14 protein-coding genes are annotated in these 9,973 nt (G+C 40.4%); 4 read left to right on the plus strand and 10 right to left on the minus strand.

What is annotated here, in order from left to right:
* Positions 1–410, plus strand: a 410-nt coding sequence (gene rimM / locus ABWK04_04840) for a ribosome maturation factor RimM (GenBank protein MEZ0361212.1), incomplete at its 5' end; no start/stop codon positions are given.
* Positions 411–481: 71 nt separating this feature from the next.
* The gene (locus tag ABWK04_04845; GenBank protein ID MEZ0361213.1) at positions 482–778 is read left to right on the plus strand and encodes a c-type cytochrome; all 297 of its coding nucleotides are present in this window, start codon (positions 482–484) and stop codon (positions 776–778) included.
* Positions 779–795: 17 nt separating this feature from the next.
* Here ABWK04_04845 and ABWK04_04850 read toward each other — a convergent pair whose 3' ends face one another.
* The 5 genes from ABWK04_04850 to ABWK04_04870 are packed head-to-tail and all read right to left on the minus strand — an operon-like array spanning position 796 to position 4,830.
* On the minus strand, positions 796–1,140 hold the full coding sequence (locus tag ABWK04_04850) for a hypothetical protein (protein MEZ0361214.1): 345 nt from the start codon (positions 1,138–1,140) through the stop codon (positions 796–798).
* 16 nt (positions 1,141–1,156) lie between these two features.
* Positions 1,157–1,921 carry an MBL fold metallo-hydrolase gene (locus ABWK04_04855; protein ID MEZ0361215.1) on the minus strand — a complete coding sequence of 255 codons (765 nt, stop codon included), beginning with the start codon at positions 1,919–1,921 and terminating at the stop codon, positions 1,157–1,159.
* Positions 1,922–1,961: 40 nt separating this feature from the next.
* Entirely contained in the window at positions 1,962–3,218 is a 1,257-nt protein-coding gene (locus ABWK04_04860) for a M48 family metalloprotease (GenBank protein MEZ0361216.1), read from the minus strand.
* A complete protein-coding gene (locus tag ABWK04_04865; GenBank protein MEZ0361217.1) occupies positions 3,215–3,949 on the minus strand; it encodes a protein phosphatase 2C domain-containing protein in 735 nt (244 codons plus the stop codon). The genes ABWK04_04860 and ABWK04_04865 overlap by 4 nt, the downstream gene beginning before the upstream one ends.
* Positions 3,946–4,830: a KaiC domain-containing protein gene (locus ABWK04_04870; protein ID MEZ0361218.1), complete on the minus strand. Its 885-nt coding sequence runs from the start codon at positions 4,828–4,830 to the stop codon at positions 3,946–3,948. The genes ABWK04_04865 and ABWK04_04870 overlap by 4 nt, the downstream gene beginning before the upstream one ends.
* 133 nt (positions 4,831–4,963) lie before the next feature.
* Between ABWK04_04870 and ABWK04_04875 the strand changes: the two genes are divergently transcribed.
* Positions 4,964–5,230 (plus strand): hypothetical protein, encoded by a 267-nt coding sequence (locus ABWK04_04875; protein ID MEZ0361219.1) that lies wholly within the window; start codon positions 4,964–4,966, stop codon positions 5,228–5,230.
* 76 nt (positions 5,231–5,306) lie between these two features.
* The gene (locus ABWK04_04880) at positions 5,307–5,768 is read left to right on the plus strand and encodes a YbhB/YbcL family Raf kinase inhibitor-like protein (GenBank protein ID MEZ0361220.1); all 462 of its coding nucleotides are present in this window, start codon (positions 5,307–5,309) and stop codon (positions 5,766–5,768) included.
* Here ABWK04_04880 and lipA read toward each other — a convergent pair.
* The 5 genes from lipA to ABWK04_04905 are packed head-to-tail and all read right to left on the minus strand — an operon-like array spanning position 5,765 to position 9,653.
* Positions 5,765–6,592: a lipoyl synthase gene (lipA, locus tag ABWK04_04885; protein MEZ0361221.1), complete on the minus strand. Its 828-nt coding sequence runs from the start codon at positions 6,590–6,592 to the stop codon at positions 5,765–5,767. The two genes, ABWK04_04880 and lipA, sit on opposite strands and share 4 nt — an antisense overlap.
* Before the next feature lie 3 nt (positions 6,593–6,595).
* Complete coding sequence (locus ABWK04_04890) at positions 6,596–7,393, minus strand: FAD/NAD(P)-binding protein (protein MEZ0361222.1); 798 nt, start codon at positions 7,391–7,393, stop codon at positions 6,596–6,598.
* Between the two features lie 7 nt (positions 7,394–7,400).
* Positions 7,401–7,901: an efflux RND transporter periplasmic adaptor subunit gene (locus tag ABWK04_04895; protein MEZ0361223.1), complete on the minus strand. Its 501-nt coding sequence runs from the start codon at positions 7,899–7,901 to the stop codon at positions 7,401–7,403.
* Positions 7,879–9,159, minus strand: a complete 1,281-nt coding sequence (locus ABWK04_04900; protein MEZ0361224.1) for a TolC family protein — start codon at positions 9,157–9,159, stop codon at positions 7,879–7,881. Before ABWK04_04900 ends, ABWK04_04895 begins: the two co-directional genes overlap by 23 nt.
* Positions 9,156–9,653 carry a thioredoxin family protein gene (locus ABWK04_04905; protein MEZ0361225.1) on the minus strand — a complete coding sequence of 166 codons (498 nt, stop codon included), beginning with the start codon at positions 9,651–9,653 and terminating at the stop codon, positions 9,156–9,158. The genes ABWK04_04900 and ABWK04_04905 overlap by 4 nt, the downstream gene beginning before the upstream one ends.
* Positions 9,654–9,973 lie beyond the last annotated feature (320 nt).

Below are 9,973 nucleotides of genomic sequence, written 5' to 3' on the forward strand. Positions count from 1 at the left end.
GGCTGAAAAGTATCTTCCTGAAAAGGAAGGGAGGGGATTATATACCCTTTGAGATAGAAAGCGTAAAACAACACGGGAAGTATGTGATCGTAAAGTTCTCCGGATGCGAGAGTTTAGATGAAGCAGAAAGGTACGTATCAGCCAAAGTATTTTTACCTTCGCATAAGCTTCCAAAGCGAAAAAGGGATGAGTACTATTACTACGAGCTTGAAGGTTTGGAGGTTTACACAGAAAGTGGAAAATCTTTGGGCAAAGTCACTGGAGTAACACAAGTCAAACCCTATCATCTTCTTGAACTTGATCACGGTAGAGGATACATCCCTTTTGTAAGACAATTGGTGAAGGAAGTGGACATTAAAAGAAAAAGAATAAAGGTGTCTGACATTCTTTCTGAGCTTTACTCTGAGTAGAATCTTTCATCTAATCTTCATAAAAGGAAGTGTATTATAATATTGCAAAACTTTAATAAGGAGGTATAAGCATGAGGAAATTTGTGCTGGTAGCCGTGGTAGGGCTGATAGGTTTCACCTTTGCCAATGAACAGCTGGCAAAGCAAAAAGGCTGTATGGCGTGCCACGATCTTAAAGTGAAAAAGGTAGGACCTGCTTATGGGGATGTAGCCAAGAAGTATGCGGAAAGGAAAGATGCTGTTGATTATCTTGCAAAGAAGATAAAGCAAGGTGGTTCTGGAGTTTGGGGTTCTGTACCTATGCCTCCTCAGAATGTAACCGATGCTGAGGCAAAACAGCTTGCCCAGTGGATACTTTCTGTAAAGTAAAAAACTCTTAGGGGGGCTTATTCGCCCCCTTCTATAGGGTTACATCTGTTTACATTTCCAAAGCATTTAGGACATAGATCAAAAAACACCAAAAGTCCAAGTCCTCCCAGCATCATGTTTACTTGAGTTATCACTAAATTTTCTTGTCTTTCAGGTAGTACTTGATATTTTTCAAGAAATAACCCACACATGGTTTTACCTTCTTCATCGCCAAGTTTGTGAAATTGAAAGACAAGCCTGTTTGTCCTTCTGCACCTCATCCACTTAGGATTGAGATCAAGCATAACGAAATTTAATTGAACATTCTTGTCTATAAGTTGTGCCTCCTGCAATAATCTTTCAAACTTTTCCTTTTCTGTCATGCGTAAAAATATATTCTCAAACAGGCAGCTTGTACTTGTCCTGCGTCATAAGGTCCACACCTACCTCAAGATTCTCAAGCCAATCAAGAAATCTGTTTACCATCTCTTTCCCCTTAAATACAGCTCCGTGTTGAGGTGCTATGGTTTCAATGTCAAGCTGTCTTACCATGTTTACCCAGAACTTCAAGATCTTATTGCTTGTCATGTATCTTCTGTGAAAACCCTCCATGTACTTTATGTGACTGTCAAAGTCTTCTACGAAGAAGTAATCCTGACCTAAGGAAGCACCAAGGTCACCTGAGAAGAGTATCTTGGAACAGGGATCATAAACCTGAAAATTACCCGGGGAGTGCAAGAAGTGAGCTGGCAGGATAAGTAGTTCACAATCGTTGAGACTTACCTTCGTTCCACCATCATCTATAGGCAAAATCCTCTCCTCAAGCTGAGAGTCAAGACCAAAGTGGGGTAAAAATCTCATCCAAAGTTTGGATATGTACGCTACAGCTTTTGTAGTTATAAGCCAGCCATTAATAGAAGCGACTATGTCAGGGTCCTGATGTGACAGCAAGATGTACTTTATATTATCTGTGGGTATGAGTATGGAAATGGAAATGTCAGATAAAAGTTTGGGAAATACCTTGTGACCTCCCGGATCAAGAAGCATACCTTCCCCCTTGTGTATTATAAGATACTGGTTTGCCTGAACTGCACTCGCTGGCGTGAGTTCCTCGTAAAAAGCTACCTTGTGATCTTGAGTGTTAAATATGAGTTTAGCAGCCATTATGCGCACCTCCTATGATCTCAATCATTTTAAAATTCTATCACATGTTCTGAAGTCTCCTAAGTCTCTCTTTCGCATCAGCAGTCCATGGAGCTTTGCCATTGGACAACTCTAAGGCACTCTTGTAGTTGTCTATAGCTTTTGAGAAATCTCCAAGCGCTTCATAATCTCTACCCGCGTAGTAATACGTATCCGCATCGTCAGGTATGAGTTTCTTTGCTCTCTCCAACTTTTGAACCGATTCTGAGTATCTCCCTGATTTGAAGAGTACAAAACCATAGACATAGTTTGTGGAAAATACATCTGGCATGATCCTATAAGCCTTTTCCGCATGAGCCAGTGCCTGGGATACATCACCCGTATTTGCGAGAATGTAGGCTATATAAAGGTGCGCCTCGTAATTTTCATCGTATAACTCCACAGCTTTTTTAAAGTGGGAAAGAGCTTCGGGATAATTTTTCTGCTGATACGCCTTTTTGCCCGCATAAAATTCCCTGTAAGAACCTTCCGTCTCTTTCAAAAGCCCTTTTATGCGATGAAATTCGTCCGAATCGTATATGAGACTTCCAGAGGGTTTTATACTTTCTATCTCCCTTTCCACATCTTTGATCCTGCTTTCGGGTAGGGGATGGGTCTGTAACCATTCAGGTGAGTTAACCTTTTCCATCTTTTTGAATGTCTCAAAGACTCCAAGCAAACCACTTGGGTCATACCCTGCCTTTAATGCATAAACAACTCCAAGCTCATCAGCTTGTTTTTCCTGATCCCTGCTGAATTTGAGAGCTAAAAGCTTTCCGCCTATCTGACCGAACTGTAAAAGAGCTTGAGCGTACGGTTTGTCCGCTACGATAGCAGATCCTATGTTAAAAAGTATGTTTATGGCGTACATCTTTTCTAAAAATTTGGCGTGATGTCTTGCATTTATATGCCCAAGTTCGTGTCCCAATACTCCAGCAAGTTCACTTTCGCTGTTTAGCTTAAGTAAAAGACCTCTCGTGATAAATACGGGACCTCCCGGTAAGGCAAAGGCATTGATAGCATCCGAGTTTACCACAAAAAACTTGTAAGGGAGTTTTCTCGGTGTATGTTTTGCTATGATCATACCCACGCTTCTTACGTAATCCTGAACCCTTCTGTCTGGATATAATCCGTCGTTTTCCTCTACAGCGTAAGGTATATAGCTGTTTCCTATCTCTATCTCTTTGTCCTCTGGCAGTATATTAAAGAGATTACCGTTGCTAATTGTTGGAGCACAGCCAACTAACAAAAAAAGCAATAAATTAAGGACCTTTCTCATAATACTTCTAATTTAATAAAACTTATGTTGTCTTTACCTCCCCTTGAGAGTGCCAGTAACATTAACTCTTTGGGTGGATAAATTAGTTCTTCATCCTCCACAAGCTCCCACAAGCCATCGGAACATATAACGAAACTTCCAGATCCATTTACCTTCTTTATAAAAACCTCAAACTCTCTGAATGACGCATTTCCTACGAGGGCTGACGTAAGCATGTGTCTGTATGGATGATGTTTAGCTTCTTGCTCCGTGATGTATCCAAGTTTAAGCAGTCTCTCTACCTCTGTGTGGTCGGAAGTGAGTCTTTTGACTTTTTGTTCCTTTATCCCGTAAACCCTACAGTCTCCCACGTTAAAGACAAATACCCCCTTTTGACTCATTACGAGTCCGGCAATCGCAGAACCTAAGCCATAAGCGTGAGGATTCTCTTGGGCAAAGGTTTCCAAGCGATCCCTTGCTTTGTGCAAGGTATGATTTAAGCTTTCAGCATCTTTTGGTTTTTCTTCCATAAGGGTTTTAAGCACCATAAGGCTTGCTACCTCTCCACAGGCGTGACCACCAAGACCATCAGCAACTGCGAATATTAGATAACTATCTTGAATCTCAAAACAGATAGGAGAAGCCATAAGCTCCTCTTGTAAGATAGTGTTGTTCATAAGCAATGCATCTTCATTTTTATCTCTTATCTTACCTTTATGAGTCATACCGCAAGCTTTTACCTGAAACATCATCCACCGGAGAGAGGAGGTCCTATTTTGACAAGACCAAGTTCGGTTATCTCCATAAAGTGTGTTTGCGTGTCATGACCGCAAAGCCTACAGCCGTCTATCCTAAACAACCTGACCATCTCCCCTATAGGTTTTTTGTATATTTTTGATTGTGCCTGCGTCAGAATAAGCTCTTTGGATAGGACCATAGAACAATCCACTATGTGGCTCACAGCGTAACCTCCAGCCGCTTCGGCGGTAAGCTCTTCGTGTCCGCTCCTTTTTTGAGATATGAAAATTGCGGTTTGATACCACTTCTTCATAAAGTTAAAAAGCTGTCTCACTACAGTTCTCGCAAGCATCTCCTTAGCCTCATATAAACCTGTAACTGAATCTATAATCACGTGTCTCACTTTGTAATTTTTTATGGCGTACGCTAAGGTGGCAAGGAGATCAGGTATATTCTCCCTCAACTTTGAATGGCTCGCGGCATCTATCAGCACTATCCTGTCCTGAATACTTTCAAACTCAAAACCCATCGCTTTGGCTCTCTCCCGCAATCCAACACTCACAAATGGGGCAGGAGCTTCAACAGTGATAAAAGCTACAGTTTCACCTCTTTCCGCCTGCATTATGGTGTACTGTTCCGCAATGAGTGTTTTACCAGTATCGGAAACACCCGTTATGTTAGTAACCGAATAAGCAGGCAGACCGCCAAGAGATCTTTTCACTATTTTACCATCCGATACATCAGCTACGAAGAAAAGTTCATCAAGCCCTTCCACACCAGTTGGGATACCATACATTTTAGGGGCTTTCTTTAGGGCTTCACCTGCTACCCATATGCTTTCTTCTACTACTTCAGGCTTTCTTATCTCTTCTGACTCCCTGAATTTCTCATCCATGTTTACAATTTTACCACTCAAAAGAAGTTGACAAAAGAATGGAACATATTTAAGGTTATAAAAAAGGAGGTAAGCAATAGTTGACTAAAACTGTAAAAAAAGTGAACATGATAAAAGAAGGGAGCAAAAAAATATGCGAAAAGAAGGTGTGAGGGAAGGAGCTTATGCTCCTTACAAACTTTGGCAAGCTCTTAGGTACGCCCTTACCTTACCTATCCTTGAGAAGTTCTTTGTAAGGGACTTCTCTCCGCTAAAAACACTACAAGTTGATTGGGGTAGGTTAGCTCCTGTGCTTGGTGCAGGGGCTATGGCAGACCCAAATACCGCCTGCCGTGTTCTGGGTCTGCCTGAATATGGCGGGATAGAAATAGCACGGCACAAGCTGTATGATTTTGTATAGCTTGGTTAACCAAGAGTTGAGGTTGGTTCTCTATCTGCTTTTGATTTTGAGCAGTTTAGCGGCGGGAGGAAAGCTTATGAAAATAGAAAGCCAGTCTTTTAAAGATGGTGAGGTCATACCTAAAAAGTACACTTGCGATGGTGAGAATGTCTCACCACAAGTTATGTGGTCAAACTTTCCTGCTGGAACTAAATCTTTTGTAATACTGGTTGATGATCCTGACGCCCCAGCTGGAACCTTCACCCATTGGGTAGTTTACGACATACCTGCAAATATCACATCCCTTAAGGAAGATTTTCCCAAAAGCGAGCATGTGGGTAGTATAAAGCAGGGGATGAACGACTTTGGGAAGATAGGCTATGGAGGACCCTGCCCACCGAAGGGGCATGGTTATCACAGATACTTTTTTAAGATTTATGCTCTTAATGTGGAGAGCCTGGGCTTACCACCCGGAGTTACCAAAAGGGAAGTGGAAAGTAAGATGAGAGGACACATACTTTCACAGGGACAGCTTGTAGGTAAATACAGGAGAGATTAGATCATCTCCCATGCATGATAAGAGGATCTGGCAAGAGGTAGGGAAAGTACTCTTTCAAAACCGAAGCTCAGCGCAACTTCTTTTAAAATTTCAAATTCTTCCAGTTTGTAATACTTCTTCACTGGGTAATGTTTGGATGAAGGGCTGAGATACTGCCCTACGACAAGCCACTTAACCCCAGCGTTTCTCAGATCTTCAAAGGTCTTTAGCAGATCATCGAAGTTCTCTCCAAGACCTACCATAATACCGGACTTTATCGGTTTGCCAGAGTGTTGTGCATAATATCTAAGTATCGCAAGACTTCTTGCGTAATCACCTTGTGGTCTAACTTGTTTGAAGATACTCTCTACCGTCTCTATGTTGTGGGAAATTACATCGGGAGAGGACAAAAGGAGTCTATCCATGGCTGAAAGGTTTCCTTTAAAGTCAGGCACTAAAACCTCAACGCTAACTTCCGGCAATCTTGATTTTATGTATTCTACGCATCTTTGAAAGTGTCCAGAACCAAAATCAGGCAGATCATCTCTATCAACAGATGTCAAAACTACGTATTTGAGATCAAGCTCAGAAATGGCGAGGAAAAGGCGATGCGGTTCAGATGGATCAGGTTTTTGCGGTTTCCCTGTTGAGATGTGGCAATACTTGCAAGCCCTCGTACATATCTTCCCCAATATCATAAAGGTAGCGGTTCCTTCTGAAAAACACTCGGATATGTTAGGACACAAAGATTCTTCACATACTGTATTGAGAGAGTATTTTTTAATCACTTTCAAAGTTTTTTCAATCAGTGCGTATTGAGGAGCTTTCACCTTCAACCAATCCACAACCTACACCTCTTTTCTTTCAAAGAACTCCCTTACCTTATCATACCTGAATACCGGACCATCTTTGCAAACGAAGAAAGGTCCCATCATACAATGTCCGCAGGTACCTACGGAACACTTCATATGTCTCTCAAGGGATACATAAATCTCTTTGGCTGGTAAACCTCTTTCTTCAAGCTTTAAAACGCATGCCTTAACCATAGGGTCAGGTCCACACATGAAAACAACTGTGTCATGCTCTATTTCAATATCTTTTAAAAGTTCCGTTATCATTCCAGTATGACCCTTCCATCTCTCATCCGGCTTATCAATGGTAATGAGAAAGGATTTTCCTATCCCCCATCGCTCATACAGGTATCTGTATATTAAGCTTTCGTAATCCTTAGCACCGTATAGATGTAACAAGCTCTTAAAGAAATGCTTTTCTTTTAAGGCTGTTTCGTAAATCCACCTAGTCGCTGCCAGACCAAGACCGCCGGATATTATGAGGAGATGTTTTCCGTATGCACTTTTTAAATCCCACACGTTTCCGTAAGGACCTCTATAATAAAGGATATCACCTTCTTTAAGCGTATCTATGTGTTTGGTAACATCACCTACAGATCTGATCGTATGTACAATATGATCATTTTCCGAATAGGCTATAGTTATAGGGGCTTCCCCCATACCAAAAGCGTAGAGCATGTTGTACTGTCCTGGGAGCGCTTTAATATGCGCCTCTACATGAAAAGTAAATACGTCTCCACTTTCTTTAATTACCTTCTTTATACGCCCCTCATTGAGCATATAAGGGTTTATCACATACACTTTATTTTTCCTCCAGGATCAGAAGGGTTTGAGGTATCATGCTACCATTCACAAAAACACCTTCCCTGACCAGCATTTTCTTTACAATACCTTCCACGGGAGCTTTTATGGTACAGTATTCAATAAGTTTATTTAACCTCTCTATCTGAGCTTGAAGCATCATGTATCTGGACTTTTCTCTTTCGTATCTGTACTTCCAGTCTTCATATTCGCTTTTTGAAAGCAGATCACGATTAAAAAGTTCCTCATATCTTTTAAAGTCTCTTTCCACTTTTTCCAGATTTAGCTTCTGACTTTCAAGTTCTGCCTTAAGGCTTTCCCTTTTTGTGGTGTATAGCGTTGGATCAATTTCTACAAGGATCTGACCGGTTTTGACCCTCTGCCCCTGCTTTATGTAAACTTTCTTGACCTGACCCTCTACTATGGCAGAGACTTCTATTTCCTTTGCAAAAGCCAGAGAAAAACACAGTAATAAGAAGCTACTGAGTTTTAACAAACTCATCACCCTTTTCAAAGATAAGGTAAGGATCAAGTCCTGCAAGTCTATAAAGTCTGGCAAAAAAGAGCAGTATGTCGTACTTGGCTTGCATAAGCTGTCTTTCAGCTTCTGACTTTTCTGCCATGGCGTATCCCAGATCAAAAGCAAGTTCCAACTCATACTCAGACCTCCTGAGTGTCAAATTTTCTTCTGCGTATTTATTCTTTACTAAAGCAGAATCCAGTTGAGCGAGCAAGTACGCATATCTATAGCTTGCAGAATCGGCAAGAAGTCTAAATTCGTTTATTGTATCTTGAAGATCAACCTCAGCCATCCTTTTTTGCGATGTGAGATCTTCAACTTTATATAGTGAAGAAGGATCAAAGAGAGGTACGAATATTTCTATGCCAGCTCTCCAGCCATTTTGGTTATACGCTTTAGTTTGGAAGAAACCTGTCCTAATAGTATTGCCTATCTCTCCCCTTAATTGTATTCTTGGAGTAAAGATACTGTTTGCCTCTTTTATAAGCTCGTCGTACGTCTCAAGCTCGTACTTTCTTATCTTCACTATGGGGTTATTATCCAATGCACTCCTCAGAAGCCTTTCCTTATCTATCTCACCAACTTTTGGTTTAAAGTCTATATCTTCTATATCTATAAGAGCGTCCATATCAATTCCCGTTAACCTTTTTATTTCAAGAAGTGCCTTGTTATATTCGTATTGAGCTTGCAAAAGCTCTTTTCTCTTCTCTCTGTATACACTCTCAAGCTGATAAACTTCTAAATTGGTAGAAAGACCGAGTTGTTTCTTCTGCTGAGATCTGTCAAACCTCACGTAAGCTATAGCCATCTCTTCCCTTTTAACTTCGGTAAGTTTTTTGTATAGGCTGGCTTGAGCGAAAAGCTCTAATATTCTTACCTTTATATCCCTTTCAAGTTGTTTCAGGGCTTCCCTTTTTATTTCGTATCTGAGTTCTGCGCTCCTTATCCTTGATGGGGTTTTTCTGTACTCGTATAGTATACTTACAAAACTTATACCAAAAGGCTTTTCCCATTCCTGAGTTTTCGAGTTATAGATTAATCCAGATCCAACGGAAATGTAAGGCAGAAAGTAGTTTTTGGCTTCTTGATATTGAAAGTTAAAGGATTCTATCTCATATCTGAGTTTTTTAAGTTCTGGATTGTTTTTTAGTGCAAGCTCGTAAGCTGACCTTGGTGTAAGCTTTATGAACTCCTGTCCAAAGGCAAAAGAAAAGAGTAATAAAGCAAACAAGTGTATCATTTTTTATTTTCTTTTATAAACTTAACTAAATTTGTATCTTTATAACGTTCTTCTACTATATATCTTCCCACCAATATAAAATCCTTTGGCTCTATATATCCGGGCACTTTTGCCACCACGTTACCACTTTGATCAAAGAACATAAAAACGGGAGTGAGCCTCACCCCATATTTATGAGCAAACTGTCTCTCGGTCATTTTTTTACCATCCACATCAACGATTTCGTTAGAACCTCTTATATCAACTTCCACCATATAAAAGTGCTTTGTAAAGTAATCCTGAACAGCCTTATCTTGGAAGGTTACTTTCCGCATCTTATCGCAAAAGGGACATCCTTCTTGATGAAACATTATAAAAAGGAATTTCCCTTCCCTTCTGGCATCATTAAGATCGTCTTTGAGATTTAACATGGATGGCTTTAAAAAAGGAATCCCTTCAACAGGTAGAGCTACCAAAGGCACAAAAAGACAAAAAATCAGTATATACCTCCACATGCAAAAATCCTCCTTCTATGGTATAATATAATAACAAAGAGTCTGCGGGACCTTAACAGTCCCGTGTCATCTTTAGAGCTGAATATGGTATGTGTTTTAAAAAGGAAAGGCAAGTCAAGGGTGTCATCTTGATGTCAAGATGCTTTTATGCGTTGATGACTTTATGACTTGATGACATGCCATTTAAAAGCTTGTGTGTCAAAGCTTTAAACTTTATAATTCTATACTCAACCTTGCATGACCGACGATTTTCGGAAATTAATTTCATTTGAAGAAGGTACCCCCTTGACAAAATCCTTGATATGCCTTATTATCTTTAA

The sequence above is a fragment of the Hydrogenobacter sp. genome (genome assembly GCA_041287335.1).
GTDB lineage: Bacteria > Aquificota > Aquificia > Aquificales > Aquificaceae > Hydrogenobacter.

Excerpts from the sequence above, each read along its gene's own strand:
- ABWK04_04845 (MEZ0361213.1), top strand. The coding sequence starts at position 482 with ATGAGGAAATTTGTGCTGGTAGCCGTGGTAGGGCTGATAGGTTTCACC.
- ABWK04_04850 (MEZ0361214.1), bottom strand. The coding sequence starts at position 1,140 with ATGACAGAAAAGGAAAAGTTTGAAAGATTATTGCAGGAGGCACAACTT.
- ABWK04_04855 (MEZ0361215.1), bottom strand. The coding sequence starts at position 1,921 with ATGGCTGCTAAACTCATATTTAACACTCAAGATCACAAGGTAGCTTTT.
- ABWK04_04860 (MEZ0361216.1), bottom strand. The coding sequence starts at position 3,218 with ATGAGAAAGGTCCTTAATTTATTGCTTTTTTTGTTAGTTGGCTGTGCT.
- ABWK04_04865 (MEZ0361217.1), bottom strand. The coding sequence starts at position 3,949 with ATGATGTTTCAGGTAAAAGCTTGCGGTATGACTCATAAAGGTAAGATA.
- ABWK04_04870 (MEZ0361218.1), bottom strand. The coding sequence starts at position 4,830 with ATGGATGAGAAATTCAGGGAGTCAGAAGAGATAAGAAAGCCTGAAGTA.
- ABWK04_04875 (MEZ0361219.1), top strand. The coding sequence starts at position 4,964 with ATGCGAAAAGAAGGTGTGAGGGAAGGAGCTTATGCTCCTTACAAACTT.
- ABWK04_04880 (MEZ0361220.1), top strand. The coding sequence starts at position 5,307 with ATGAAAATAGAAAGCCAGTCTTTTAAAGATGGTGAGGTCATACCTAAA.
- ABWK04_04895 (MEZ0361223.1), bottom strand. The coding sequence starts at position 7,901 with ATGAGTTTGTTAAAACTCAGTAGCTTCTTATTACTGTGTTTTTCTCTG.
- ABWK04_04900 (MEZ0361224.1), bottom strand. The coding sequence starts at position 9,159 with ATGATACACTTGTTTGCTTTATTACTCTTTTCTTTTGCCTTTGGACAG.
- ABWK04_04905 (MEZ0361225.1), bottom strand. The coding sequence starts at position 9,653 with ATGTGGAGGTATATACTGATTTTTTGTCTTTTTGTGCCTTTGGTAGCT.